The 25,151-nt window shown below is 67.8% G+C and carries 31 protein-coding genes; all 31 read right to left on the bottom strand.

Annotated features, from left to right (window positions below; genetic code table 11):
• Positions 1 to 561: 3'-5' exoribonuclease domain-containing protein (locus VIU94_RS17360; protein WP_331912490.1), on the bottom strand; the 561-nt coding region annotated here is incomplete at its 3' end.
• Positions 558 to 1,535, bottom strand: a complete 978-nt coding sequence (locus VIU94_RS17355; RefSeq protein ID WP_331912488.1) for a hypothetical protein — start codon at positions 1,533 to 1,535, stop codon at positions 558 to 560. The genes VIU94_RS17355 and VIU94_RS17360, both read right to left, overlap by 4 nt.
• On the bottom strand, positions 1,498 to 1,998 hold the full coding sequence (locus VIU94_RS17350; RefSeq protein ID WP_331912486.1) for an endonuclease VII domain-containing protein: 501 nt from the start codon (positions 1,996 to 1,998) through the stop codon (positions 1,498 to 1,500). Before VIU94_RS17350 ends, VIU94_RS17355 begins: the two co-directional genes overlap by 38 nt.
• 193 nt (positions 1,999 to 2,191) lie before the next feature.
• Positions 2,192 to 2,788: a hypothetical protein gene (locus tag VIU94_RS17345; RefSeq protein WP_331912484.1), complete on the bottom strand. Its 597-nt coding sequence runs from the start codon at positions 2,786 to 2,788 to the stop codon at positions 2,192 to 2,194.
• Between the two features lie 17 nt (positions 2,789 to 2,805).
• Positions 2,806 to 3,078 carry a hypothetical protein gene (locus VIU94_RS17340; RefSeq protein WP_331912482.1) on the bottom strand — a complete coding sequence of 91 codons (273 nt, stop codon included), beginning with the start codon at positions 3,076 to 3,078 and terminating at the stop codon, positions 2,806 to 2,808.
• Positions 3,075 to 4,166, bottom strand: a complete 1,092-nt coding sequence (locus VIU94_RS17335) for a DUF5047 domain-containing protein (protein WP_331912480.1) — start codon at positions 4,164 to 4,166, stop codon at positions 3,075 to 3,077. The genes VIU94_RS17340 and VIU94_RS17335 overlap by 4 nt, the downstream gene beginning before the upstream one ends.
• A gap of 4 nt (positions 4,167 to 4,170) precedes the next feature.
• Positions 4,171 to 6,405 carry a hypothetical protein gene (locus VIU94_RS17330; RefSeq protein ID WP_331912478.1) on the bottom strand — a complete coding sequence of 745 codons (2,235 nt, stop codon included), beginning with the start codon at positions 6,403 to 6,405 and terminating at the stop codon, positions 4,171 to 4,173.
• A gap of 11 nt (positions 6,406 to 6,416) precedes the next feature.
• The gene (locus tag VIU94_RS17325; RefSeq protein WP_331912476.1) at positions 6,417 to 10,910 is read right to left on the bottom strand and encodes a hypothetical protein; all 4,494 of its coding nucleotides are present in this window, start codon (positions 10,908 to 10,910) and stop codon (positions 6,417 to 6,419) included.
• A gap of 21 nt (positions 10,911 to 10,931) precedes the next feature.
• Positions 10,932 to 11,282 carry a hypothetical protein gene (locus VIU94_RS17320; protein ID WP_331912474.1) on the bottom strand — a complete coding sequence of 117 codons (351 nt, stop codon included), beginning with the start codon at positions 11,280 to 11,282 and terminating at the stop codon, positions 10,932 to 10,934.
• A gap of 59 nt (positions 11,283 to 11,341) precedes the next feature.
• Complete coding sequence (locus VIU94_RS17315) at positions 11,342 to 11,755, bottom strand: hypothetical protein (RefSeq protein WP_331912472.1); 414 nt, start codon at positions 11,753 to 11,755, stop codon at positions 11,342 to 11,344.
• 103 nt (positions 11,756 to 11,858) lie between these two features.
• The gene (locus VIU94_RS17310) at positions 11,859 to 12,446 is read right to left on the bottom strand and encodes a phage tail tube protein (RefSeq protein WP_331912470.1); all 588 of its coding nucleotides are present in this window, start codon (positions 12,444 to 12,446) and stop codon (positions 11,859 to 11,861) included.
• A gap of 75 nt (positions 12,447 to 12,521) precedes the next feature.
• Entirely contained in the window at positions 12,522 to 12,914 is a 393-nt protein-coding gene (locus tag VIU94_RS17305; protein WP_331912467.1) for a hypothetical protein, read from the bottom strand.
• On the bottom strand, positions 12,914 to 13,240 hold the full coding sequence (locus VIU94_RS17300) for an HK97 gp10 family phage protein (RefSeq protein ID WP_331912465.1): 327 nt from the start codon (positions 13,238 to 13,240) through the stop codon (positions 12,914 to 12,916). Before VIU94_RS17300 ends, VIU94_RS17305 begins: the two co-directional genes overlap by 1 nt.
• A 17-nt stretch (positions 13,241 to 13,257) precedes the next feature.
• Entirely contained in the window at positions 13,258 to 13,632 is a 375-nt protein-coding gene (locus VIU94_RS17295; RefSeq protein ID WP_331912463.1) for a hypothetical protein, read from the bottom strand.
• On the bottom strand, positions 13,632 to 14,045 hold the full coding sequence (locus VIU94_RS17290) for a hypothetical protein (RefSeq protein WP_331912461.1): 414 nt from the start codon (positions 14,043 to 14,045) through the stop codon (positions 13,632 to 13,634). Before VIU94_RS17290 ends, VIU94_RS17295 begins: the two co-directional genes overlap by 1 nt.
• A gap of 9 nt (positions 14,046 to 14,054) precedes the next feature.
• Positions 14,055 to 15,011, bottom strand: a complete 957-nt coding sequence (locus VIU94_RS17285) for a glycosyltransferase family 4 protein (protein WP_331912492.1) — start codon at positions 15,009 to 15,011, stop codon at positions 14,055 to 14,057.
• Between the two features lie 74 nt (positions 15,012 to 15,085).
• A complete protein-coding gene (locus tag VIU94_RS17280) occupies positions 15,086 to 16,042 on the bottom strand; it encodes a phage major capsid protein (protein WP_331912459.1) in 957 nt (318 codons plus the stop codon).
• Between the two features lie 19 nt (positions 16,043 to 16,061).
• Positions 16,062 to 16,715 (bottom strand): hypothetical protein, encoded by a 654-nt coding sequence (locus VIU94_RS17275; protein WP_331912457.1) that lies wholly within the window; start codon positions 16,713 to 16,715, stop codon positions 16,062 to 16,064.
• An 88-nt stretch (positions 16,716 to 16,803) separates the two neighbouring features.
• Entirely contained in the window at positions 16,804 to 17,664 is an 861-nt protein-coding gene (locus tag VIU94_RS17270; RefSeq protein ID WP_524540636.1) for a VG15 protein, read from the bottom strand.
• Entirely contained in the window at positions 17,597 to 19,063 is a 1,467-nt protein-coding gene (locus VIU94_RS17265) for a phage portal protein (protein ID WP_331912453.1), read from the bottom strand. Before VIU94_RS17265 ends, VIU94_RS17270 begins: the two co-directional genes overlap by 68 nt.
• Positions 19,060 to 20,811, bottom strand: coding sequence for a terminase large subunit domain-containing protein (locus VIU94_RS17260; protein ID WP_331912451.1), 1,752 nt, complete (start codon positions 20,809 to 20,811; stop codon positions 19,060 to 19,062). The genes VIU94_RS17265 and VIU94_RS17260 overlap by 4 nt, the downstream gene beginning before the upstream one ends.
• Positions 20,792 to 21,232 carry a phage terminase small subunit gene (locus VIU94_RS17255; RefSeq protein ID WP_331912449.1) on the bottom strand — a complete coding sequence of 147 codons (441 nt, stop codon included), beginning with the start codon at positions 21,230 to 21,232 and terminating at the stop codon, positions 20,792 to 20,794. Before VIU94_RS17255 ends, VIU94_RS17260 begins: the two co-directional genes overlap by 20 nt.
• 81 nt (positions 21,233 to 21,313) lie before the next feature.
• Positions 21,314 to 21,952, bottom strand: a complete 639-nt coding sequence (locus VIU94_RS17250; protein WP_331912447.1) for a bifunctional DNA primase/polymerase — start codon at positions 21,950 to 21,952, stop codon at positions 21,314 to 21,316.
• Between the two features lie 262 nt (positions 21,953 to 22,214).
• Entirely contained in the window at positions 22,215 to 22,478 is a 264-nt protein-coding gene (locus VIU94_RS44735) for an HNH endonuclease (protein WP_414720966.1), read from the bottom strand.
• An 842-nt stretch (positions 22,479 to 23,320) separates the two neighbouring features.
• Entirely contained in the window at positions 23,321 to 23,539 is a 219-nt protein-coding gene (locus VIU94_RS17245; protein ID WP_331912445.1) for a hypothetical protein, read from the bottom strand.
• A gap of 10 nt (positions 23,540 to 23,549) precedes the next feature.
• The gene (locus VIU94_RS17240) at positions 23,550 to 23,837 is read right to left on the bottom strand and encodes an HNH endonuclease (RefSeq protein WP_331912443.1); all 288 of its coding nucleotides are present in this window, start codon (positions 23,835 to 23,837) and stop codon (positions 23,550 to 23,552) included.
• A gap of 9 nt (positions 23,838 to 23,846) precedes the next feature.
• Positions 23,847 to 24,053: a hypothetical protein gene (locus VIU94_RS17235; RefSeq protein ID WP_331912441.1), complete on the bottom strand. Its 207-nt coding sequence runs from the start codon at positions 24,051 to 24,053 to the stop codon at positions 23,847 to 23,849.
• Positions 24,046 to 24,366 (bottom strand): hypothetical protein, encoded by a 321-nt coding sequence (locus VIU94_RS17230; RefSeq protein ID WP_331912439.1) that lies wholly within the window; start codon positions 24,364 to 24,366, stop codon positions 24,046 to 24,048. Before VIU94_RS17230 ends, VIU94_RS17235 begins: the two co-directional genes overlap by 8 nt.
• Before the next feature lie 24 nt (positions 24,367 to 24,390).
• Positions 24,391 to 24,702: a hypothetical protein gene (locus tag VIU94_RS17225; protein ID WP_331912437.1), complete on the bottom strand. Its 312-nt coding sequence runs from the start codon at positions 24,700 to 24,702 to the stop codon at positions 24,391 to 24,393.
• Positions 24,699 to 24,926, bottom strand: coding sequence for a hypothetical protein (locus VIU94_RS17220; RefSeq protein ID WP_331912435.1), 228 nt, complete (start codon positions 24,924 to 24,926; stop codon positions 24,699 to 24,701). The genes VIU94_RS17225 and VIU94_RS17220 overlap by 4 nt, the downstream gene beginning before the upstream one ends.
• A gap of 21 nt (positions 24,927 to 24,947) precedes the next feature.
• Positions 24,948 to 25,151, bottom strand: a complete 204-nt coding sequence (locus VIU94_RS17215; RefSeq protein ID WP_331912433.1) for a hypothetical protein — start codon at positions 25,149 to 25,151, stop codon at positions 24,948 to 24,950.

Below are 25,151 nucleotides of genomic sequence, written 5' to 3'. Positions count from 1 at the left end.
TTCGGCGAGCCAGCGCCGGACGGTCTGGTTGTGTCTGGCGTCAGCGAGCGCGTTGTGCTCGCCGGATTCCTGCTTGGGCAGGTCGTCCCAGCTGAAGCCGAGCCGGGCTCGTTCCTGCTGGATGTCGTTGGTGAACATGGGAACGCCGTCTGGGAGGTCGATCATTCGGCCCCACAGCTGGGCGAGGCAGACATGGTCGTAGGCGCCGTAGTTGGCCCACAGCTGCACGTCGCCCCCGGAGTCGCGGATGAAGTCGCGGACCTCGCGTGCGATCCGCTCGATCGGCTTTACGGCCGGGTCGAGGTAGTTGAACAGCCAGCGCTTCGGCATGTGGAGGTTCCAGTCGCCGGACGGCTTCGGCAGATGGGGGACGACGTTCTCCATGAGCCACTGGTGCTTTCGCACCCGCCGCCGGAACCGCCAGCCCTTCCAGCCGCGCGCGGCCAGGAGGGCGTTGACGGCGTAGTACGTGCGGCCGTCGTCAGCCACGATGCCGATGGAGATCGGGGCGATGCGGCTTCCGTCCTCCAGGAACTCCCAGTCGTAGTCCAGGCCGGTCACGTGGCGGCCGGGCCGTTGACGTCCACGGATACCTTGACGACGGCGTCGGCGATGGCCTTCTGTACGGCGGCGACGACCTGGGCGGTGTCGACGTTGGAGCCGATGAGCTGGGCGAGCTTGGCGATCGCCGCGCTCTGCGCCGCTTCGGCGGCCGTGTTCGCCCGGACGCGGGCCTGAATGTCGCGCAGCATGGACTGGGCCTGCCAAGTCGGGTTCGTCTTCGCGTCCACGGCGTCGACTGGCGCACCGATCCCGTCGGTCTTCCAGACACCGGCGAAGGACTGGGCCTTCACCGTGTCGGCGATCCACTTCTTGTCGGCGTCGGTGAGCGCCACGTCGTCCTCCTGGGTGGTGCCGTTCTTGGCGGCGGCGAGGATGGCGACCATCGGGAATGCCCCGGGGTCGCCGTGGTCGTTTTCGGGGACGTGCTGGTGGCCGCAGTGCCCGTTGAAGTTGTTCCACTGGCTGCCGGTCATGCGGACGCCGTTGGACCCGTAGCTGGACGGGTACGGCTTGAAGGTGAGCCCGGATGACAGGGGCACGCCGTGGTTGGCGTTGGCCCACTTCGCGAACGTGGCGAGGTCGCGGATCGCCCAGTCCGGCAGCTCCGGCATGTACAGGTGCTGAATCCCGGCCTGCGCCCACTTCGTGTGGGTGGCCGGGTCGCAGGTGCCGACGATCTCCACCTGGCACACGTTGAGGGTGTTGGTCTCGACGCCGCCCGACAGGTTGCGCAGGGCGCGGGAGGACACGTCGAAGTCGAAGTGCTGGTGCCAGACCAGCCGTTTCGCCGCGAAGTCCGGCTTCGCCGTGAGGTTCGGGGCCATCGATCCGCCGTCATACGACGGCAGAGACGTTCCCTCGGTGGAGTGCCAGCAGAGGACGTTGACCTCCATCGCGGAGCCCGGGTACTTCGACCCGTACCAGTAGGCGGTGCTAGCTCCGGGAAACCGCTGAGGTCCCTGCTTGGTCATGTTGCCTCCCTGCGCTACGCAGGTAATCGACGAGCACCAACAGAGTCTCGGCGTCCTCTTTGACCAGCCCCAGCACGGTGTTGCAGGGGTTGCAAAGAAGGCCACGGACGACCCTGGTCTCGTGGTCATGGTCCACAGCGAGTACGCCGTGGACGTTGTCCTTCTCCGGCAATCCACATCCTGCGCAGACACCCGACTGTGCCTTGAGCATCTCGTCGTAGTGCCTGGGGGTGATGCCGTACTTCTTAGAGAGCAGTCGACGGCGGCGGACCTCAGGCGTCACCTTCGCGTTCTCGCGGGCGACCTGCGCGGCGAACTTCTCCGGATTTGCTACGCGCCAGGCCTTCACTCGCTGGTAGTTGCATGCCCGGCATACCGAGTGGCCTTTGATCTTGGGCTCGGTGTTGCAGTCAATGCACAGCGGCTTGGCGTTCGGGCGGGCAGGCATGGGACTATCAGCCACAGCCGTCTCCTTGCTCTGATCAGGGAGTTCGGTCAGGCGCCTGTGCGGTGTTGGTAGCACCGTCAGGCGCCGCTGTCGTACCTCAAGTCTATGAGTTGTAACGACAGTTGAGGGCGAAACGAGACGCGCCGGGATAGCGCTGTGGGCCTGACGTGGTCACGTGAGCCCCTCTCTGTACGTTCCCTTGGGGGGCTCAGGTGGTGATGAGGAAGGTGCTGTGCAGGCGCAGGTTGGAGCCGTTGTTGATGTTGCCGCTCGCCGACCGGAGTGTGCAGATTCCGTCGGTGCCCAGCACGAAGCCGCCGCTCGCAACTCCGGAATCCCAGGCGCCGTTGATGGTCTGGTGGGTGGGCCGCCATCCGGCGGGCAGTGTGCAGCAGGCGGTGTCGAGGATGTTGCCGTCTGATTCGTTGATGGTGGCGCCGGTGCGGGTCAGGTACACGTCGATCATGACGTTGCGGCCCTCGCGGTAGCCGGCGAAGTCGAGCTGGCTGAACCCGGGCTCCATGACGAGGCCGCTGGTCGTCGATGTGAGGGCCTGCGGTGGCGTCACCCAGGCCGACCCGTTGTAGACCTCCAGCCGGTTCACATCGAGCAGGTAGGTGGCCATGCCCTCGACGGGCGCATACGCGCCGGCCAGGGTGGCGCCGCGGGCTGACGCTGAGGCGAACCGCATCACTGTGCGGGGGATGATTCCGTCGGCGAGAGCCTGGGCGGCCCCGGGAATGGACGGGGCATCCGTCATCTGCCAGATCGCTACGTTCTGGCCGTACTGGTCGGGCGCAGTCACGCCTCCCCCTCTCTGTTTCAGGTGGTGGCGAGCGGTCCGATGGCGATCCAGTTGCCGCTGCTGGACTGGCTGATGACGATGACGTCGGCCACGGCCGGGGCCGTGTAGGACTTGAGGCGGCGGATGCCGGGGATGCCGTCGGCGTCGACGGTCCCGCCTGCGTTGACGGCGGTGACGGTGGCGAGCCGCCAGTCCGCGCCCCGCACGCTCGGCGCCTGTTCTCCGGCCCGTTTCGCGGCCCCTTGTAGGGCTGCCGTCAGGGCACGGTTGATGTGGTGGGCGGAGGTCATGCGTCCTCCTTCGCCGCGATCGTGGAGATGGGGAAGCCACTCCCGAGGTCGAGCGGCACGGTGAACGCGGCAACCTGGTGCAGTTCTTTCGTTCCGTCCTCGTGGGCCACGCGCAGCACGTCGCCCGGCTCCAAGGCTGGGTTGGGCAGTGAGCTGATGTCGCCGCCCGCGTTGGGCGCTTTCGCCTGCGCGAGCAGCAGCTGGGCTGCGTTCTGGCAGGCGCCCGTGGTGATCCACGCGGAGGAGCTGTAGAACTTCGGGCGCCGACCGAAGGGGCCGGACCAGTAGGTGGGGCTGCCCGGGTCGTTGTCGACGGCCAGGTAGGAGACGGGGGCGACGTTGTCGGACGTGTTCTCGCCGCGTGCCGACACCCCGTTGTTGACGTCTGCGGAGGTCATGGAGCGGCTGCCGGAAATGTAGGCGCCGCCCTCCGCTGCTTCGATCGACCAGACGGGCGGTGTGGTCAGCAGATCAGGGAGGACGCTGATGACGAAGACACCGTCCGCATTCGGGTACACCTCGGCGCCCGCGGCGGCGGCGATCTCCTGGCAGCCGGCCCACGGATCAGCTTCGATGTCGAAGATGCGGGTGCCGATGGGGATGTCGACGATCGTGGAGATGATGTCGGCGGTCGGCAGGCTGCGGCGGATCAGCTCCGTGACAGCGCTGACCACCGTGCCAGTCACTCGGTACGGGGCAGTGAACTTGTCGTCGGCGACGACCACGGACAGGTCTTTGCCCTGCAAGGTGATGGGGCCCTGTGAGACGTCGCCGTCGACGTCGTCGAGGCGGAACACCCCCAAGGGCACGAGTTCTTGGGTGCCGTCGCCGTAGTCGACGCCGCGGGAAACCCGCAGCCGGGATCCGTAGGTGGCCAGCTCATCCGACGGGGTGCGGGGGATCAACGAGGTGTCGGCTCCGGTGATGCTGCAGGTGCGGCGGATGGCCTGCGATCGGTCCACGGTCACGCTGCCGCCGGTGTGGTCGACGTCGATGACCTGCCCGGTCGTCAGGAACAGCTGCACCCTCGTGATGGGTGTGTGGGATTCGGTGATGCGCTGCAGGAACCGGTCCGTGACGGGGTACAAGGCGTCACCCCGTCCGCCGGTCGAGCAGCAGATCCTCGGACGTGCCGTAGACGGCCAGCAGATCGGCGCAAGTTGCGAACTCGGCGACGATGTCCTGGCAGGTGCGTCCGCCTGATCCGTTCACCGCGGTGGTGACCGGCATATCGGCTTCGGTGAGCGGCAAAGTCCAGGCCCGCCACTGCTCCTGCGCCAGCTTTCCGACGCGCGTCTCGGGGACTTCTCCGACGGACACGTACATGTCGGCGACGCCCATCCCGGGGACGGCCTGCCACAACAAGGTGTTGCCCGAGTTGAGCAGCAGGTGCAGGGCGGCCCGTTCGGCATCCGAGCGGGTCCAGATCGCCAGGCCGCCTTCCAGGCCCTGGCGTATCCCCGAGTGGGTGACCTTGTTGCGGCGCCCGCGGACCACGAACTGCGCTTGATCGATGGGTCGAGTCCAGTCCGGCGGCGTCTGTACCGCGACCAGGCAGTTCCTCTGCGGATTGCCCGGGTCCTTCAGCCAGCTCGTGTTGATGTCGGCGAGCGTCAGCGTCACCGCCGCTGATGTTCTGGTCCCGGCGGCGACGCCGGGGCTGCTGTACATCTCGATGCGGTAGTAGACGGGCACCCCGAACGGCGCCTCATGATCCTCGATGACCATCAGGTCCGAGGTGATGAGCTGCTGGTCGATCAGCCCCGATGCGCCGCGCACCAGGGTGCGCATGCCGTCCGGGCCGACCCGGTACACGCTGATCAGGTCGTCGACCAGCAGCTCGCGCAGGGTGAGGGTGATGTAGCCGTCGCTGTCGTGGGCGGACACCGCGGTCTGTGGCAGAACCTCCCACACGGCGATCTGGTCCAGGTGCAGGACGCTCGACGTCGCCGACGCCGTCGCCAGCACCTCGACCGCGGCCTGCGTCGCCCCCGCGGGTGCGACCGCATCCGACGGCAGCGCATACCAGGACGAGCCCGGCAACGTGTAGGAGGTGCCCGTCGACGAGCCCAGGTCGGTGTTGGCGGCGTCGAACCAGCGGACCCGGGTGCGCACCGACGACCAGGATCCGGCCGCCGAATGTGCGACGACCTGTGCCCGGTAGTTCAGGCCCGCCGTGATCCCGGAGACCTTGACGGAGCGGAGTGTGGACGCGGTCGCCGTAGCCGATGACACGGCCAGCGCGTAGGAGCCCTCGAATGCCGACAGTCCCCACGGTGTGGTGCGGGCGATCGTCGCCACCCCGGATGTGACGGTCCATCCGGCGATGCCCTGCTCGATCGATGCGTCGGCATACGGCAGCAGGCTGCCCGCCTGTACCTTCGGTGCGACGGTGACGACGACGGTCTCCAGGCGCAGCACCTGCCCGGCCGATGCCGAGTCCAGGCCCGCCGCCACCGAGCACGTAGCCGCGTTCGCCGGGGCGACCATGGACGCCCGCTGCCGGTACATGCCCGTCGTCGCTGGGGGCGCCAACGTGCTGCGCTGGGCGGCAATCTGGTTGCCCGCGCCGTCGTAGAACCGCAGCTCGATCCACGCCTGCGAGGTGAGAACGGGCGGCTGAAGGTAGGCGTAGGCCAGATACTCGGTGCCGGGCGTGACGGCCGGCCGGTCCACCGCAAGGACTGAGGCGTTTCCCGCGGCGACCGCGGTCACGGCCAGGGCCTGGCCGCCCGCCAGATAGTTGTCGACCGACCAGTTGATGACGGGGACTTGGCGGGAGACGGTGGCGTTGACGACGGCAGCCCAGCCGGTCGCGTCGATCTCGCTGGATTCGGTGTTGAAGCCGAACAGGTTGCCGGTCGTCCGTATGGGCAGGCCGAGGTAGATGTTCTCCCAGAAGTGGACGATGTTGCCCGCGGTCTCGGTCGACGACAGCAGCACCTGCGCCTGCGACGCTCCCGCCGGGGCCGCGCCCGCGACCGACACCCGATGCCATCCGGATGAGGCGGCCATCGTCGTCAGCGACCAGGTGACGGCGAGTTCGGTGCCCGAGGTGTTGAGCCAGCGGATGCCGATGCGCTCCGGTACCTGCCCGGCCGTGTCGGAGAACGCGTAGTACGTCGTGCCGGCCACGACCGTGTAGGAGGAGACGGTACGGACCTGCATCTCCCCCGCGGCCACCGACCGGGCGAACAGGCATCCGCCGCCGCCCGTGCGTCCGCCGACACCCAAGCCGATCGTGCAGTTCAGCTTGGGTGTCCACCCGGAGGTGTTCGGGTCGATGGTTTCGGTGGTGGAGCTGAGGAGGTTCCCGGGAATCGGCAAGGGGGGCCTCCTCAGTTCGCGTTGAGGCTGGCGATCAGCCGTTGCTGGCCTTCGTTGACGACCTGCTGGGCTTCGCCGCGGACCTTGCCGAGGAACTCGCCGGAGTCGAGGTACAGGTCGCCCTCGAAGGCGGCCGGGCCCGTAGCGAGGTTGGCCTTGGCTGCGGACATCAGCGCGTTGGACTGCGAGCTGGTGAACACGGGCTCGGGCCTGCCGGTGCCGTTGTAGGCGAGGTTGAGCCCCGGCTGGAGGTAGCCGCCGGAGTCGTACTTGCCGGGCATGAACCCGTACCAGCTGTTGAACAGCGAGTCCTTGTAGCCGCGGGCCCGTGACCCCACGACCACACCGGCCCCGCCGCGCGACTCCACGTTCGTCTTGCCGAGCGTTCCCGCGGTGTGGCCCACACCCGCGTTGGTGATGCCGATCTTGAATGGGCTGTTGCCGTGGTAGACCCAGCCGGGCGGGGCGGTCTTCCCGGAGAACGCCATGGTCGCCCAGCGCCGGTGTGGCTTCTGGCCTCGGATGACGGACTCGATCGCCGACATGAACCCGGAACAGTCCCACGACGGATTCCCGTTGCCTGCCCACTGATACGGCAGGCCGTTCTGGGTCTTGGCCCACTTCAGCGCCGCGGCGATCCGTGGCCCGCCGAGGCCTCCGGCGCCCTTATCGTCGGCCTTCTTGCTGTAGCCGAACAGGGCGTCGATGATCTTGTCGGGCATGTGGCGTAGCAGCTTCCCGAACCCGGTATCCATGCCCGGGAAGCCCTTGAGGAGCGGATTGACGACGTCCTTGACGCCCGCCTTCGCCGACCCCAGCAACGTGTCACCCAGCCACGAGGCGCCCTTCTTCACCGTGTTCCAGGCCTTCGAGCCGGCGCCGGCCGCGGCCGAGGCCGCCTTGCCGATCCAGCCGAAGATCCCGCCGTCCGCGAATCGTTGCACGACGCCGCCGTTGGCGTAGGGCAGAGAGCGGTCCGTCGGCGTGCTCGGGTTACCGCCGAGCACCGGAGCCAGGGCAGCCTTGACGCCCTGGGATCCCTGCTGGCGGGCCAGCGCGTTGAGCGACCCGACGAAGCCCGAACCGACCGCCCGGGTGAACTCGGGCCGCATGATGGCCTCGCCGCCAGACAGCTCCAACTGGCCGCCGGTCGGGGACACGAACTTGTGGACGTCACGGCCCGGCGTGTAACCGGGCATGACGCCGCCGCGGGCGAACTTCACCTTGGGCAGGCTGGGCGCCCCGAATGCGCTGGCGACCTTGTTCCAGACGCCGCGGATGCCCGAGTTGTACACGACATCCACGACATATTGGACAGGCTTGCGGGCCAGGTTCGAGACCTTCGACCACTGCTCACCGATGTAGTCCTTCGCCGCCTTGAAGGCGGCCCCGACGGCTTTCACGCCGGCCTTGAGCAGGTCGAACTGTGGTTTGACGCCCTTCGTCCACAGCCAGGTGGCCCGGTCGACGATCCACCCGAACGCGGGCTTGATCGCGTTCGTGTACAGCCACTTCGCCAGGTCGGCGATGCCGTGGAAGGCCGGGGAGAGGGCGTTCTTCCACAGCCACGTTCCGACTCGCGCCAGGGCGCGGAAGACGGCCGCCACGGCGTCCAGCTGAGGCTTCAGGACGTTGCGGTACAGCCACACGGCGAGTGCCGCGATCGCCTCGAACGCCGGTTTGATGGCGTTCTTCCACAGCCAGCCCGCGATCGCCCCGAACACCTTGAAAGCAACGATGATCGGCAGGATCACCGCGACGGTGATCACCGTCAGCAGGATCCGAGCTGCCAGACTGATCGCATCCCAGGCGGGCTTGATCGCATTCGTCCACAGCCACATCGCCGCGGTTCCCAGCTGCTTCAGCCCGGCCCAGATGAAGGCGAACACCGGCTGCAGGACGTTCGTCCACAGCCACATCGACGCCGTCTGGATCGCCTTCCAGATCGCCTGGATGCCCTCACGGAACCAGGTGAAGTGGTTGTACATGTAGATCACGGCCAACACCACGGCGCCGATCGCGAGGACGATCCAGCCCCACGGGCCTGCCGAGGCGATCAGCTGGAATGCCGCCATGGCGCCGTTCACGATCAGCTGCCAGGCGGCCCACAGCTTCGTCGCCACGTAGAGCCCGTAGACGGCGATGACCAGCTCGGGCGCGTGCTGTGCGAGCCAGCCCACGCCCTGCGCGAGACCGCCGATGACCTGCAGAAGCGGACCCGAAAGCGGCGACAGGGCTTGCCCGACGTCCAGGAGCGCCCTCGCAACCTTCCCGAACGCGTCAGCGATCAGAGGGGCGTGCTCAGCGCTGTACGACAGGAACCGCTCGAACTCCGGCGACCCCTTCAGCCCAGTCGCCCACGTCGCGAATCGGCCCGTGATCCGCTGCATAGTCGACGAGATCGAATCCATGTGCGGCAGGAAGGCGTCGATGATGCCCACCATGCCCTTGAAGATCCGCCCGAAGCTGATCCCCAGCCCAGTGATCGCAGGACCCACCGAGCCAGCCAGGTCCGTTTTGAACTGCTGCCACCACGGCGACTTGAAGCCCCGCGACACCCGGTCCTGAAGGCCGCCGATCGCCTTCGCCGCCGCCACCACGAACGGGGTGAGACCCGGCAGGCTGTTCTTCAGCCCATTCAGCGCCCGCGTGAAGATGGGCATCACCGCAGGCTGCAGCGCCTTCGACCAGGCTCCGAACGCCGTGCGCAGGCCGAGGAACGCGTTCAGCGTGTCCCGCGCAGACGGTGTCAGCTTCGCCAACTCGGCACGGTACTTGGCCTGCGCGATCGCAGCCTGATCCACGCCTCCGGCCGCCGACTGCGACGCGGAAGCAATCTGACGCTGCGCCGACGCAATCGAGTCCGCGCCCGCCTGCTGAGCCTGCGTGACCCGCTCCTGGGCGCGGGCGATCGTCTCCGCGCCCTGCCGCTGCGTCTCCGCAACGGCCTTCTGCGCCTCAGCAAGCTTCGACTGGGAATCGGCGATCGCCCGACTGTTGGCGATCTGCGTCTTCGTGACGTTCTGCTGCGCAGCCTTCAGCGCCGTCGTCTTGTCGGTGACGTCCTGCTGCGCGGAAGCCAGCCGCTCCTGCGCCGACCGGACCGTCTGACTACCCTCAACCCCGGCCTTGTTCGCCGCCGAAGTCTCCGACTTCAGGCGCTTCGTCTCGGTGGTCTGCTCCTTCAGCCGCTGAACGGCCTGGTCGTACTGAAGGATCGCTTTCTTCTTGTCGAGCTCCGTCGCCGTCGCCGAATCCAGCACCCGGTTGCGTTCGGCGGTCGCCTCCTGCAACGCGATCTCAGCGTCCCGCTGCGACAGCACCGAGTCCGTCAGCCGGCTGTTGAGGTCTTCCAGCTGCTGCGCGGCCTCCCGGCGGGCCGCCGTCAGATCCAACTGCGCCTGCCGGGCAGACTTCTGCGACAGCGCAAGGTCCCGCTCGGCACGCGACACATCCGCGTTGGCCTGCTGCATGCGCTCCGCGGCCTGCGCGTAAGCGTCCGCCAGCGACTGGCGGGCAGACTTCACCTGCTGAGCGGCACGCTCATTGTTCTGTGCGGCCTGCCGGACCGCATCGCCAACAGCCCGCTCCGCGTCCGCAATCTGCCGGGCCGAGTTCCGCTGCGCCGCCGCCAGCGCCTGCTGCGCGCCCGCCATCTGCAGGGCCTTCGCCGCGCCCTGCCCGGACGCCTGCGCACCCTTATAGGTGGCGTTCGTTGCCGCATCCTGTGCCGACTTCTGCGCCTGAAGAACAGTGCCGATCTGCTTGAAGGCGGGCACCGCCACCAGCGCGATCGATCCCACACCCACCGCAGCGGCAGTACCGGCAGCGGCGATCGCGCCGAGCCCTGCAGCGATCACCGGCAGCACCGGCAGGATGGCTGGGCCGAATGCGATCGCCGCGAACACCAGCTTGTTGAAGCTCGCCGCAGCCATCGACGTGTCAACGTCGACGTTCTTGCCGTCCACGGCGTCGATTTCGGCCCGCACCGCCGCCAACTGGGCCAGCGCAGCCGCCGTATCAGCGCGCACCTGCACGTTCGGGTGCTGCGCACCGAGCCGCGTCAGCCGCGCCTCAATGTCGGTGATCTCGACGACCGCGGCACCAGCATCAATGTCGATACCGATCCGCTTGCTGGCCAGGGTTTCCATGCGGGCCCGCAGCCGCGCCAGATCCGCGTCCGCACCCGTCGTCGACAGACGCACATCAGCCTTCGGCAGCGACCTGAACGCCGCCTCCAGGCGTGCCTTCAAGGAGCGAGAGAAAGCCCCCGCCGTCTCATCACCCTGCCGGGCCGCCGCCGGACGAGCCGCCCGGCCGCCAGCGTTGATGCCATCCCGGACCGCCGACGTGATGTGCGTGACCATCTGCCGGCCGATGATCCGGCCGACCTCGTCACCGATCTGCGTCGCCGGAGGAACCAGAGCCGCCCGCAGACGCCCCTGGATACCAGATGCGTTCGGCAGAACATCGACTTCGACCGAGCCGACGGAAATAGCTGGCACCGGGAGCCTCCTCCCGGCGCCCTACGCGGCGCCCCCTTGCAGCAGCTCGAACAGACGGTTCGCGCTGCCCTCAGTGAGCTGCGCCTTCTTCTTCCGTGGTTCCGCGCCCGGCCTGCGCATCGGCTCCGGGGCGTCAGGGCGCTTCGACTTGCTCTCGGTGTTCACGCACCACAGCACCCACTCGACGCGGGCCAGCCTGTCGGCGACCAGGGCGAGCAGTTGCTCCTGCTGCGACCAGCGGCCCTTCTCCGGCTCGCCCTTGTCCGCCTGCTCCGCCAGCTCCAGCGGCGTCAGACCGTTCCGCAGGGCCGTCCACGTCGCCGACTCGGGCGGCAGATGCTGAATCAGGACCCGCAGCCTGCGCCACGACATCTCCCCGCGGTGCACATCTAGCAGGTCGACGCCGTTGTAGTAGCGCAGCAGATCGGCCTCTAGCGCCTCCGCGTGCGCCTCGACGACGGCGCGGGTCCACGCGAGTTTCCCAGGCTCTCACCCGCGCGCTGAGCGGCGTCCTGGATGAGTTCGCCGACCTCGTCGTTTGTCGGGTCGAACTCAACGAACAGTTCGAAGTCGTCCGGGCTGAGGACGATCTCCATGAATGCCCGGATCTGGCCGCTGTTCAGGAGTTCCTGCCACGACTGCCGCCACGCACCGGGCGGGACTATGCGAACTTCTTCACCGCACAGGAGGCCCGTGACGTAGTGGCCCTCGGCCTCGATCTCCTGGGCCTCGGCTGCGGTCACCTCCGGTTCCTCGTCCGGCTCCGTCTTCCGGCGGGAGGCTGCGGGCCGTGCCGCGGCCTGTGCTGCTCCCGGCTTCCTGCTGCTGTTGCTCGTGCTCGGCATGGCGCGGGCTCCTCATCTCTACGGCGCGGGACTGGGATTTGAGGTGGGCGGGCCGGCCCGCGCCAACGGGGCACCCGCAGGTGCCTACGGCCCGCCCACCAGCTCAGGACCCGGTGTACGCCTCGGTCTCCGGCACCCGGTCGAAGTGGTAGACGGTGTTCCCGGCCTCATCGGGGTAGGCGGTGATCGTCCACTCGAAGCCCGCGATCTCGTCCTGCTTGTGGGACACGTCGCTGCGTTCGGTGATCTCGCCCTCCGGCACGTAGAAACCGCGCTGGAAGTTGTCGCCGTCAAGGACGACGAACCAGAACGCGCGCCGGTCCGGCTCCGGGCTCGCGGTCTCCGCGAACGTCGTCAGCCCGCTCGTCGGGACCAGGCTCGCCGACGGCACCCGGTACTGCAGCGACTGCACGACGACACGGCCCGTCTCCCACACCGTCAGCCCGAACGTGCGCAGGCTGGACGTGATGGTGGTGCGGATCGGCGACGTGTACCCCCACGGCGTGAACGACTGAGAGTCCTCGTCGAAACCCTGCGTCAGACCGTCCTCGCTGATGGCGCCCAGCGGCGTCCACGGGGCCAGCGGCTGGATCGCCGGATCGCCCGGCGACGACGTGCCCAGCGGCGAAGTCCATCCACCTCCATTTGCTCCGACCTCCAGAAGGTCCGCGGCGCGGGTGATGTTGACCATGAGATGTCTCCAGACATGGAAGAGCCCGCGCACGGGCGGGTATTGAAGGGGCGCGGCGCGGGCCCAGAAGGTCGGTCAGGAGACCGGGTGACAGAAGAACTCGTAGGTGGCGCCGACGCGGCGCAGGCTGGTGTTCTCGTAGGGCCTCTCGGCGGGAAGCGAGATTGCCCCCGCCTTGGCGATCACGAGGGTGCTGGTCTTCGAGCCTCGAAGCTCGAGCTCCACCCAGCCGAGCACTTCACCGGCGAGGGCGATCGCGTCGGCGCGGGTGGCGGCGTACACGTCGATGTCGACCAGCATTCTGGCCAGACGGCCAGCGGCGATGCCGCCGCCGGGCGCCTGCCTGATCTGGATGGTGGGGAGTTCGTTCAGCAGGTTGTTGTCGAGCTCGTCGCGGGCCACGGCGTCGGGCCAGCGGGCCTGCGCCCGCGGGATCAGCTCGCCCTCGATGTCGACGATGACGGTCACTAGTTCCGCCCGCCGATCTGCGCGGCCCGCAGCAGGACGTGATGGGCGGGGACCCGTTCGGTGCCGTACTCCACCCAGCGGGCGTAGTAGGCCGTGTTGCGGACGTATCCGACAGCGCGGTCGCGGCGGCGTCCGCCGCGGCTCGTGGAATCGGTCTCCCATGACCGCTGGTAGTGGCCCGGATCGGGGCTGTTCTCGTCGACCGGGGACGTCGCCTGCGCGACACCCTTGATGACTTCGGCGCGGCGCAGCATCTCCGCCTGCATGCCCGGCATCCGCAGCATCTCGCCGACGCCCTTGCGCTTCATCTTGAACTTGGCAGGCACAGCCACCGCCTCCCTGATCAGCCCGTAACGCGATCGGCGGCGAACTGAATGACGCCGCGGGTCCCGGTGAACGGGGACCGGCCCCAGTCGCCGGGCTCGCCGGTGATGTCGCACTTCACTCCGCGGACCATCACCTGATCCGTGGTGCGCAGCGGCAACCGCGCACCCGGAGGTTGGTCGGCAGGGACGTAGACGGTCCATCCGACGATGACCGTGTCCCGGTTCTGCTGCTGCTCGCCGCCCACCTGTGGTGTCTCCGCGCGCGGGGTGACGACACAGCGCTCGAGGTTGAACGACTCGTCCGGGCCCGGCAGCGGATGCCCGCGCGGGTCCCGGCCCGGCGAAGTGCCGGTACGCAACACCCGCACGGTCTCCCCGAACGGATACGGCATCAGCCATACCCCCAGCCGGGCTCGAACTCGTCTGCGAAACCGGCATCGTCGATCGGCCACGTCGGCGACGGATCCGCCGTCGTGGGCGTCGGGTCGACCGTGAACGCGCCGCCGCGGCCTGCTAGCGACTTGAGGGCGCTCTTGTCCGCCTTCGTCAGATACAAGCCGCCCGAACCAGACGGACGCTGCACCGACATGGGGCCGATCGTCTCGTAGGACACCTGCTGCGGATTCACGTAGGCCCGGCCGGCGACCGACAGCACCACTGCTTCGGCGCCCTCGGGCAGCGGCTTGACCACCGTCTGACAAAGCTGGATCGCAGTGTTCAACAGCAGATCGGCACGGTTCCCGTCGATCTCCCCGAGGCCCAAGTACAAACCCAACTGCTCGGCGGTAGGAGGAACGAAAGCCACGACGCCTCCTCAGGACAGGGACTCCACAGCGCTACACCAGGCAGCCAGATCAGCGGCCGGATCGAGCTCGACAGACCGGGCCTTCGCCCGCTTCGACGCCAGCCGATACTCGGCGGTGGTGAGGAGCTTCCGCAGCACCGCCTCGTAGCCGGCAACTTCATTCCGGTCGACGAAGATGCCAGCCTCGCCGAGTGACTCGCACAGCCCCTCGGTGGGGTGTGCGACGACGGGAATACCGGAGGCGAGCGCCTCGACGCCTGCTCGGCCCCACGATTCATACGAGGAGGGCATCAGCAGCACCTTCGTGCGCGCGAACACCCTCTCCCGCATGTCCTCGCCTGCCACATGCTCGACGATCTCGACGTTGGGCATGTCCGGGAGGATCTGCTCCCCGTAAGCGCCCTTCACCGCCAGAAACTGCTGGTCCGGCATGCGTTCGGCGAGGGCCTCGAGGACTTTGCCGCCCTTCTCCGGGTTGCAGTTGATCAGCGTGATGGCCTTGCCGGGCTTCGTCGCGTACTCGTCGGCGAACACCGGCGGGCGCACGATCAGCGACGACGCGGGCCGGATGGACTTCGGGTACTCGGCGAAGAAGATCTCCGCCTCCCGCTCCATCCACTGGCTGTTGTAGACCGCCAGGGACGTACCTCCGGCGGCCATATCCCGGAACGTCGGCCGGTGCGTGTTGTGGCACACCACGACCAGGTTCTTGCCGTAGCCACGGGTCAGAGACGCTGTCGACGGCACCGTCTCCAGATGAGCGAGCAGTACGTCCGCCCGCTTCACCGCGGTCGGGAAGTCGAGCCGCGACTCGAGCGGCACCACCTTGATGCCGCGATAGTCGTACTCCTTGTGGGCCTTGCCGTAGCGGGACAGCCACACCGACACGTCATGCCCGCGCTCCACCAGCGGACGCAGCATCGAGACGAGCATGTGCTCGGCCCCAGCGTTGTGCTCCGGCGGCATCGCATGCACTCGGGCGACGATGGACAGCGGCTTGGCTGCCCCGCCCGGCGCGGAAGCCGGGACAGCCCGCCTCATCAGGAACCGCTCGGGGTGCCGGTGAACTTGACGAACGCGTCCGCGTCGCCCTGCACGTAGCCGTAGTAGGCCTCCGCGAGCAGCAGCACCAGGTTCTCCTGGAACGCGGAGTGCACGCCGCCCTCCTCGTCGACGTAAGTCGCCTCCTTGGAGATCCGCACCGTGATGTCCATGCCCACGCCATACGCGGCCTGGGACCAGTCGCCGCCGATCGCCCGCAGGCCCGTGTCGGAACTCGTCGACTGGCGGCGCTGCTTGCCCGACACGCTCCGGGAGTACGCGAGCGGCTCGCCGATCAGCGTGCCCGCAGCCGCCATGTTCGTGCCCGGCGTCTGCGTGTCCACGAGGATCGGCCGGCCCGTCGTGTCCGTCGCCAGCAGCAGCTTCGGCTTGAGGCGGTGGTCAGCGATGGTGCCGGTGTAGTCCCAGTCCTCGTCGATGACCTCTTCCATGCCGGTCACGAGGTCGGCCCAGATGCCGCCCGTAGCCTGCGAGGCGGTACCCAGCGCGACAGCGTTGGACGTCATGGCCAGGTAGTCCGTGAAGGGGCCCGTGGCGCCCTTCATGGTCTTGCCGTGGATCGCCGCGTGGTCGAAGGCCCGGGCGAACGCCGTCGGCAGATCGCGCTGCAGCTGAGCCCACAGGCCGCCGGAGTTGGTCATGACGACCTCTTCGGCGACCGGGATGAGGACAGCGAGCTTCTTCGCCGTCATCTGCTTCACGCCGACCGACGAGGTCGACAGGGGCTTCTTCGCCGCCTGACCGACCCAGTCCGCAGTCGGCACGTCCATCGGGATCGGCACCGACGTGGTCGCGTCGATCGCCAGCGGCGCCGGACGGGCCAGCGCCATCACAGCCGACTGCTCGACGCTCTTCTCGAAGATCGGGCCAGCCAGCGTCCGCGGCAAAAGCGCATCGTTGACATCGGAGATCTTCAGGGGGGCGGTGACCGCCATGGTGTCCTTCTTTCAGCAGCTACTTGAGCTGCGGCTTCAGCCATCCGGCGAATTCCTCGCCCGGGGCAGGGGGCCTGCTCTTGTTGGCGCCGGACGCCTGAGTGCGGTCCGGTGCGGGACGCCGCGGGCCCTCCGGGGGCTGGGCCTTCGCCCAGTGCGGCTTGCGCTCCAGGAGCGAGTCGAGAGCGGACTTGATGGCCTGCTCGTCGATGTCTCCTGTGTCGTTGATGAAGTCGTCCAGATCGAGTGCGCCGGCAGCGTCGTCCGGGTCGGCGAACGAGGCCGCCGCCAGGGCGCGCACCTCGGAGCGGACAGCCCGCTGACGGAAGGTCGCCGCTTGCTTCTGGGCGTCGCTCAGATCGGCGGCGATACGCTCCTGGTCGCTGAGCTTCGCCCGCTCGAACTCCTGCACCTTGGCGAGAGCCGCGTCGCGGGCGTCGCGCGCCTGCTTGGCCTTCTCCCGCTCCGCGAGCAGCGCCTTCTTGCCGCCCTCGTTGAGGAGAGCCAGCTTGACCTCGTCGTCCAGCGTGGCCAGGAGGGAGTCGAGCGCGTTCCCCTTCGGCTTCTCTGGCTGCGGCTCCGGTTCATTGCTGCGCTCCGGCTCGGGCTGCGGCGCGTCAGGCGTACCAGCTTCCGGCTGCGACGGCTCGGGGGTTTCGATCTCTTCAGACATGACTAGCCCTCCGGGGGCAACACGGTCCGCCACCGGGGCGGCCGAAGCGTGGAAATGAGAAAGGCCGCCACCAGGGCGACCTCGTTGATCAGAAAGATCCGGGGAGCGGGTTCGAGTCGTGCTCCGCCAGCGCCTGCCTGAACAGGCGAAGCTGGTCTCCCGGATGGCCTTGGGCGTACTCGCGGTAGATGCGGTCCCACTCCGCCGCATGGGGTGAAAGCTCGAACCGCTGCCCCCGGAAGACGGGGACGATCCCGCAATGGCAGTTGTTGTGGAACTTCACGACCGACGCATCACCGGAGAACCGGTCGTTGGCGTCACGGCCCGCAGTCTCTGCCGTCGCGTACACGGCGCCACGACTGGACATGAGCTTGCAGAAGTAGCAGGCGCCGAGAGCCGCCGACCGCGCATAGGCCACTGCCTGCGGGTCCTGCTGCACGGCCTGCCGAACCGTCGACCGGCCCGCGTCAGCGACCAGCCTCTGTGTCGCCATATCGGCTTTGCCGAACGCTGCTTCCAGGCGGACGTCCAGAGGCTCCACTTGGGCGACCGTGGCGTCGGTCTCATCGCGCGGCCACAGATCCTTCGTGGCCCAGCGCAGCGAGCCGTCCGTCTGCCCCGTCGGCGGGGCGTCCGCGAGCGCCACAGTGAACGCCCCAGGTACGCCAGCATCGTCCCGTTCGCCGTCGTAGAAGTCGGCAGCCAGAGTCGCCGCCACCTCCGAGTAGCGGGCTACGACCACTCCCACAGCTTCAATCCACGACGGCACCGTGGCCTGCAGCCGGGCCGGATCAATGAGACGCCGCAGCCCACGCAGATCACGTAGCAGGAGCGCCGTCAGTCCGGCCTGGGCTGCGCGCCAACGAGCCGCTGATGCCGAACTATCCGAGACTGTCGATGCCAAGACCGGCCTCCGACGGCTCCGGGCCCGCGCCGCTTCCGCCAGCACCAAGCTCAGCGAGACGATCCATCAGAGCGTTGCTGCCAGCCCGTCCCGCGGCGCGCTGTCGGTCCGCCCGAACCCGCTTCCGCTGGTTCTCCGTCAGGCCAGCCATCTCCAGCGCAACGTCCGAGTCGGCAGGCAGGATGCCTTGGCTGACAAGCTTGACGGTCGCATCCACCTGGGCCGCGATCGTCGGTGTCGCCGGGTTGCGCCACACCGTCTCGATGCGCCGCGTCTTGTCCGGCGGCTCCCCGTCCCGGATCCACAGGGCCAGCCGCATGGCGTCCTGCCAGCCGCGCCCGAGCCGGCGGATACGCCGCTCCGACTTCTTGACCAGCTTCGCTTCGGTGGACCGGATGGCATCCGCGGAGGCCGGGTTGTCGGTGGTGTAGCCGAGCATGTGGGGCGGCAGCCCGAACTGACTCGACATGATCCGCGCATACAGGTCGATGATTTTCGTCTGACCGGACGGATCATGCGCTGCGAATTGACCAACGTCCGGGACGTTGCCGTCCTCGTCCCGCTCAAGCGCGAGGACGCGGCCGATGTACGTCTCCCAGGCGCTCTTGGCGTTGCCCTCGGCGTCCTGGAACGCGGACTCGGAGGCGCCGAGAATGTAGCGCTGCGGGGCGCCGAAGAACTCCGCCGCGACCTCGATGCCCATCAGGCGCCGACACGCCGCATCGGTGATCGACATGACGTCCTGAGTGATCTCCGATTTGCCGACCCGGTCCGCAGTTCTCTGCCGGTTCGCCAACCGCACCACCGGTACGACACCCAGGCCGTGCATGTCGCGGTCGACTACCTCCCAGCCGCCAGACTCCGACGGCAGAGCCGTAATCGTCTGATCCGGCAGATAGAGGACGATCATCCGCTCCTCGGGGCCCGACTCGATGAAGGTGTCAGCCGCGCATTCGCGAAGCGCCGCGGTACCCATACGGATCCGGGCGTCCCACATCAGCGTCATATCCAGCGGCGACTCCACCGTGATCAGCGGCGGGCAGTCATCGCCACAGTCGCCCGTACCAACCGCCAGATACTCGCGGCCGTAGATCAGGGCATCCAAGTGGGCCAGCGACGACTCGTCGAACAGATCGTTGGCGTCAGCGATCTCCTCCAACTCTGTCGAGTCCGTGCCGTCAGCCCACCGGAACGCCTCCAGGTCGAGGCGCTCCTCCAGCGATTCGACGCCGACCCGCGGCCAGCCGATGACGGTATGCAGGCCCTTGAGCTGCGGCGGAATACTGATGCCGAGGTCGCGGACCAGCTGCTCGCCGTTGAAGTACGCGTCCCGCAGCAGCAGGTTGTATCGGTCCCGCAGCATGTCCGCGCGCAGCACGTTGATCAGCGCAAGCTCGTCGTCAGACAGGAAGACCAGCGGGATATCCGGACTGGTGACGGTCACCGCAGCACCACCACCCTCCCCTTGCCTGGCGTCTTCTTCTTGGCCCGCTTCGGCGAGTTCAGGATCATCCGGCGGAGCATTCGCGCCCCGACCATGCAGACGGCGAGGTCGATCTTTCGGGCAGACTCACGATGCTCCTTACCGATCGTGACTCCCCAACGGTTCGTCCGCCGCCGGGCATTGATCACATGCGTGCGCAGCACCTTGTGCCCGTCATGGAAGAGCGTCCGCTCCAACACATCCGCATGCGTCCGCTTCACGGCCTCCGTGAACGTCTCCTGATTGCGAGAATCACGCATGTCCCAGCGCACCGCATGCGCCTTCGGACCCGACAACACCGAGCGAAGAGCTAGCTTCGGGCCCCACGTCTGACCCCACAGGTCGATGTAGGTGTCCCAGTACATCTCACCGTCGTCGTCCTGGCCCGAGCCGGGGTCGGCGAAGAACGCCAGCACCCTGTACCGGGCGAACGCGTTCTCGACAACACCGTGCACCTCATCACGCGGCACTCGATACGGCACGAACCCAGGCGTGTTCGGCGCCGGCCAGTTCGCCGGCTTCTGCCACACACCCAGGGCGGACACCAGGCCGTCCGACATGCGGCAAGCGGCCAGGCCCGTCGCGTCGTCCGACTTGGACCCGTCGAAGAAGAGGACGATCTCGTCGCCATCCGCCAGGGCCAGATCCTCGCGCTTGCAGGCGTCCCACTCGTAGCGGGCCAGCCACGCATCCTCAGCCGCGGCGATCTGGTTGTACCAGAAGCGGCGCGACCGGCTTGGCGGGTTACGGACATCGAGGATCGACGCCTTCAGCCGGCCGATGTCCAGCCACGTCGAATCCCCGCGCACTGCCCGCAGCGTCGGCTCGATCCACGCCTCCGTCAGCTTCGCCTCAGGCGGAGCCTCGAGCGTGTCGTAGAACAAGCCCGTGTCCGCCACCCGGCCGGCTTCTGCGGCCTCGTAGGCGTCCCTGGTACGTTCGGCCACCGAGTCCTCGCCGGGCTCGAACGCGTTCGTGTCCGCCAGCGTCCGGGACTGCCCGTCCGCCGATTTCGTGGCGTTGCGCTCGATCACCGCGGCCATCTCGTGGCCCGAGTTCGACTCCAGCCAGTGATGTGTCTCGCCCATCGACGTGAACGTTGGCCGACCGCCCTCAAGAGCGCGCGGTGACGACGTCACAGCCTCAGTGCGAGCCCGCCCCTTGTCGGCGTAAATGATCTCCTTGCCAAGGTCAATGCGGTACTCCTCGATCGCCCGCTTCGACAGGATCAGCGGGAACAGCGTCATCGTGTTCCGCGTCTGGTCCTGACTGACGGCCGCGATCTGCACCCACGCCGCCGGATGCTGCATCCCGAGCGGCTGCCCCGGAGGGACGCCCCACTCGTTGCCCTCGTCGGCAACCTCGTTGAACCGGCACGGTCCGACGAACTCGAACGCCGCCCACGTCGCCTTCAGCGGGTCCTTGCCGTGCCCCTTAAGGCGCTGGATGACTCCATCTCGCCACCGGAACCGGTTCGTCGCCGGGTCCATCGCGTACCACCACAAGGTCAGGCGAGCCTGCTCAGGCGTGTACTGCCACGGCTTCCCGACGTAGTGCTGCAGGTACGTCTTCGTCCAGGCCAGGCAATGCCAGCCCAGCGTGTACTCGGGCAAGATGAACTTGCCGTCCGGGCCGCGCTTCCACGTCGGACCGAGCGTGAAGGGAGTGACGACATCCGGGACCTGCTCGTCAGCCGCCTGCGATGTCACGGTACGAATCCAGCGGACTCACCGACGCCAGCCGGGGACTGTCGGGCTTCTTCCGCTCCAGCTCCATGCGCGCCCGCCTGCGGTCGCCCTCCGTCGTCAGCAGCGACGCCATCACCGAATTCAGTGCAGCGACGAGCTGTCCGTTCGGTCCACGCTCCGAGCAGTCCAACACTCGCGACATCAGCTCCGCGGCATACCGGGCAACCGCCCAGTCCGACGGCTCATAGAAGGCGGCCTGCCCCGATTGACGCAGGCTCAAGTACCAGTCCGCGGCTATCGGATCCCACTGCGCACTCGGCTCAGGCAGGTCCGGAAGTCCTTCCGGTTGCCCCGATGGGGCCTGGATCAGTTCGGGACCGTCGTCCTTATTGCGGCGACGGCGCTCCTCGGAACGCTTCGGGATAGGTCCGTGTGCGCCCATGACGACCTCCAGGGTCAGAGCACGCCACCAGGGCGCGCAGAGGGCTGGAAACAACGACGCCTCAGGGACGCCGCCGGGGCGTCAGAGCGAGGCAATCAAACCGGCCGCATCAGGCAGCTCGGCAAGCTCAAGCGGCGTACCAGGAACCCGGTCGCCGACGATGATGTAACGGCGATCCGAGTACACCTCGAACGCCAACTCCCCCCGGCGGATACGCCGGCCGTGCGCGACCGCACCGCGGAACCACAGATGCAGACCAGAACCGGACCGGCCGCGCTCCATATACGTCGGCGGCAACTGGTCCACGATCCGCTGCGCCCACGGCAACACCCGGCCGTCCTCAACCGCGTGATCCAGGTCCACCACGACCATCCGGTCACCGGCCGTCAGCACGAACCCGACCCCGTCGCCGGTCCTGGAGGCGCAGGCCGCGGCGAAGTCCGCCCAGGACGACGGGTCGTTGACTGAGGCGAAACGCCCGTCCGTGCGCATCGGCACCTTATCCTTGTGCCGCACCCAGCGAGGACGCGACGTCAACTCGACCGGGATGCGAGCCTGCCGCTCAGCGGCTACCCGCTCCTGCCGGGCAGCGAGCCGGGCCCGACTCGACCGCTTCCGGCAAGTCGCACCACAGAACCGCGCATCCGCCCGCGCCATCAAAGGCAGCGGGCCGGCGCACTGCACGCACTCAGTGCGGCGGGCCATGGCGGTCGTCTTCATGCATCCAGTCTAGCCACTGAATGTCACGGCTATAGCGCCCCGACCTGCATCGTTATCATCTCGCGACTGGGTCACCTAAGGCGGGCGGACTAGACCAGTCGAGCATCATTGCAGGTCAGCAGCCTTGGGAACCCGTACAGCCGGTCAGGTGCTATACGGCCCGATCCCCCAACAAAGTGGATCATGGGGTCACCCCCCTGGGTGATCATGGTCAACTTGATCACCGACTCCCGGTCAGGGAAGCCGGCGGCCGGGATAACGGCTACCGATGGTCGACGATGAGGTCGACTTCCACTCGATCACACTTCCGACTGTTGCAGCTCAGATGAGCGCATTGCACGTTGGCAAGCGTGTGTGATCCGCCTTGGGACAGAGGAAGGATGTGGTCCACCGAGGCACTCAAGGGATGCGGCCACGCCAACCCTGGGTCCACAGGCAGCCGGCACAGCCCGCACGTCCAGCTATCTCTCTCATGGACCTCGGCCGAGGTGAACGCTTCGGCCTTGTCTGCCAGCTCGACCCGCATGCGGCGGCGTGCGTCGATGATTGGACCGCGCTCTGGGTACCGGATGCGCCAATGCGGGATCTGCCTGTAGCGGAGCCTTCCGTAGGCGCGCTGCGCTTCCGCGTGGTTAGCCATCGCGTACCACTGGCCTGCGGTCGCCTGGTATGCCTCTTGCCACTTACGTACACGGTCTCGCTGGAAGGCTCGCTTGCAGTCGGTCTTCCCGCATTGAATGCGCCTTGGATGGGTCATTGGGTCGCCGCAGTACGGGCACGGACGCGCCTCGGCCAGCCGTCGCTCGCTGGTCCGCTGTCGACTTGCGGCAAGCCCCTGCTTGTAGCGTCCGTCCTGCCTGGCGCGCTGGTGCTTGGCTGCGGCCCGGCAGTTTGCCGAGCAGTAGGTAGGGATGGGCCCGCGTTGCCCGAGCGGCTTCTTCGCCGCGCAGTGGGCGCAGGTGATGTAGTCCGGGCGTGTAGCCTCGGTCATGTCGGTCTGCTCTCTTCAGATCGGCCATGACCCCGGGACTGTTAGCGCAGCCGCCGGGGTTCTCTATCTTCAATTGTCGCAGGTCAACTGCCGTATTGCTGCGCGTTGCTGGTGTTACCTGCGTCGCCCCTTCGAGCCCCGATTGGCCTTCGATCCGGGCCATGCGCCTGTCGCCTCGTGGAACCTGAGGGCGCAGTAGCCGCGCGCCCTCGGGCCCATGAAGCGCTGAACTCGGGATACGCAGCGGGTGAACGATCCGGAGTGGAGGCCGTAGCCGATGCCGGCGGCCTTGCCGTTCGACGTCGGGCGGTCACTCCAGTACCTGCGTCCTTCGCGGACGATGCGCCGGTTGCTCTTGGCTCGGTTGGCCACAGGTCTCACTCCTTCTGTGGCGCGGGCTCTTCGTATGCGGGGTCTTGTTCTTCGTCTACCCGCTGGATTTGTGCTCCTAGCGCGGCGGGGACTGCGAGGCAGATGCCGTGCTGGTCGGTGAAGATGGCCCATCCGTCGGCGACGGTGAGTGCGAGGTGGGGGTCTTCGACGAGGACGTCGTCCTTGCGCTGTTCGCGGGGGTGGACGATGAGGTAGGCGGGCATGGTCACCGCCTCACAGGAGTCCGGGGTGCTGCTCGGCCGGCCGTGTGCGCCCGGGGCGGGGGTTGTTGCGTTGCGCCTCGTTCCCTTCACGGCTGGATTTCTGCAGGTGGCAGGGTTCGCAGACGCCCTGCAGTTCCTTGTGGTCGTCGGTCTTGGCCTTGATGTGATCGCAGTGCGTACTGGGGCGGACGCCACACAGCACGCAGGTCGGATGCTTGGCGAGCGTCTCGGCACGAAGCCGGGCCCAGTTGGACGGCAGTCGGCTCTTGCGGTCGCTGCCCTTCCAGCCTCCGCTCACGGCCGCCTCCTACTCCTCGGGGCTGCGTTCGGTGTCGCTGTTGAGCGCCCATCCGCCGAACCCGGTACGCCGGTCGCTGGGTGCGTTGGCGATGGCCTTGTCGTAGAGCCGGATGGCTGCGGCTTCGGCGCGTTCGAGTGGGTCGTTGCTGCTGCCGTTGATCTCGACGGTGATCTCGCGAACGCCGTCGGACAGCTTCACCGTCACGTCAGGCATCGACCGCCTCGTAGGTCACGGCGAAGACGTCGGGCTTGCAGGGGTAGAAGCGGCCGGGCTCGGCTTCGGGGATGATCCAGTCGCCGTGTCGGACGACGGCGATCTCGCCGTGGACGGTGCGCACGTTGAGGGCGATGTAGTTCGGGCCTTCCTCGCCGCAGGTGTCGGAGGCTTCGGCGGCCGGGATCTCCCAGGCGCCGTCCGGGTTCTCGACGCTGAGGGCGGTGCCGAGGAGTTCGCAGACTTCGTTCCACTGGGTCCAGCGGAGTTGTACGGCTTCGATTTCGACGGGCTTCTTGCGGTATCGGGCCATGGCGCGGGCTCCTGTGGTGTGGGGTTACGGCTTCCAGCGGGGCCCGCGTAGCGCTTCGGGTACGTCGCTGGTGGTGATGGGCGGGGTGGCCGTGATGCGGTATCCGGCGGCGTCGTAGTAGTCGATGCCGCCGAGTTCGATCTGGTCGCCTGTGAGCGTGTACCAGGGGCTCATGGTGGCGGCTTCGGGCGGGGCGTCCGGCGCGAGCCAGGTGAGCACGACGTGGTCGCCGTCTCGCCGTCGGGATTCTTCGCTGCCGGGCAGGAGGTGCTTGTGCTTGTCGAAGTCGGCTTCGAGTTCCGACATGGCTCGGAGTTCGACGCGGGTCTCGCTCACGTCAGATCCCCTTCGGCTGCGATGACGACGCGGCGGGCGAACATCGTGAGGGTGACGGTGACGGCCTCGTCTTCACGAATGTCGTGCACGCGGATCTTCGTTCCGGACGGGATCGGGACGTCGACACCGTTGATGCGGACCGCGCTCGGCACGAGAACCGGGTCTCCGCTTCCTCGGTCGATGATCTCGATGTCAGCGCCTCGACGCTGTGGGGCGGAAGTCATGGGCGCGGGCCTTCCGTGGGTTCAGGCGATGGGAGTCCCGCACCACGTGCAGCGCGGAGCGATGCTGTGCGGGGCGCCGCGTCCGTGGCGTCCGCGCTTGTGGAGGTGCCGCATGCGGGCGGCGTAGGCCCGCGAGTAGACGGCTACGTACAGGCTGTAGAGGCCGCCACCCTCCCGTCGGAAGCTGGGGATGTGGCGGTAGGCGAGCCTTTGCGCGGCGTTCAC

The organism is Streptomyces sp., assembly GCF_036566765.1.
In the GTDB taxonomy this organism is placed as follows: Bacteria; Actinomycetota; Actinomycetes; order Streptomycetales; family Streptomycetaceae; genus Streptomyces.
The sequence above is the reverse complement of the archived record's forward strand: the minus strand, read 5'-3'. Positions and strand labels throughout refer to the sequence as shown.

Bases quoted from the DNA above. Each gene is read 5' to 3' on its own strand.
- VIU94_RS17355 (WP_331912488.1), bottom strand. From the start codon at position 1,535: ATGACCAAGCAGGGACCTCAGCGGTTTCCCGGAGCTAGCACCGCCTAC.
- VIU94_RS17340 (WP_331912482.1), bottom strand. From the start codon at position 3,078: ATGACCTCCGCCCACCACATCAACCGTGCCCTGACGGCAGCCCTACAA.
- VIU94_RS17320 (WP_331912474.1), bottom strand. From the start codon at position 11,282: ATGTCGTGGCGCAGGCTGCGGGTCCTGATTCAGCATCTGCCGCCCGAG.
- VIU94_RS17315 (WP_331912472.1), bottom strand. From the start codon at position 11,755: ATGCCGAGCACGAGCAACAGCAGCAGGAAGCCGGGAGCAGCACAGGCC.
- VIU94_RS17310 (WP_331912470.1), bottom strand. From the start codon at position 12,446: ATGGTCAACATCACCCGCGCCGCGGACCTTCTGGAGGTCGGAGCAAAT.
- VIU94_RS17295 (WP_331912463.1), bottom strand. From the start codon at position 13,632: ATGCCGTATCCGTTCGGGGAGACCGTGCGGGTGTTGCGTACCGGCACT.
- VIU94_RS17285 (WP_331912492.1), bottom strand. From the start codon at position 15,011: ATGCCGCCGGAGCACAACGCTGGGGCCGAGCACATGCTCGTCTCGATG.
- VIU94_RS17280 (WP_331912459.1), bottom strand. From the start codon at position 16,042: ATGGCGGTCACCGCCCCCCTGAAGATCTCCGATGTCAACGATGCGCTT.
- VIU94_RS17275 (WP_331912457.1), bottom strand. From the start codon at position 16,715: ATGTCTGAAGAGATCGAAACCCCCGAGCCGTCGCAGCCGGAAGCTGGT.
- VIU94_RS17255 (WP_331912449.1), bottom strand. From the start codon at position 21,232: ATGGGCGCACACGGACCTATCCCGAAGCGTTCCGAGGAGCGCCGTCGC.
- VIU94_RS17250 (WP_331912447.1), bottom strand. From the start codon at position 21,952: ATGAAGACGACCGCCATGGCCCGCCGCACTGAGTGCGTGCAGTGCGCC.
- VIU94_RS44735 (WP_414720966.1), bottom strand. From the start codon at position 22,478: ATGCGGGTCGAGCTGGCAGACAAGGCCGAAGCGTTCACCTCGGCCGAG.
- VIU94_RS17245 (WP_331912445.1), bottom strand. From the start codon at position 23,539: ATGCCCGCCTACCTCATCGTCCACCCCCGCGAACAGCGCAAGGACGAC.
- VIU94_RS17235 (WP_331912441.1), bottom strand. From the start codon at position 24,053: ATGCCTGACGTGACGGTGAAGCTGTCCGACGGCGTTCGCGAGATCACC.
- VIU94_RS17230 (WP_331912439.1), bottom strand. From the start codon at position 24,366: ATGGCCCGATACCGCAAGAAGCCCGTCGAAATCGAAGCCGTACAACTC.
- VIU94_RS17220 (WP_331912435.1), bottom strand. From the start codon at position 24,926: ATGACTTCCGCCCCACAGCGTCGAGGCGCTGACATCGAGATCATCGAC.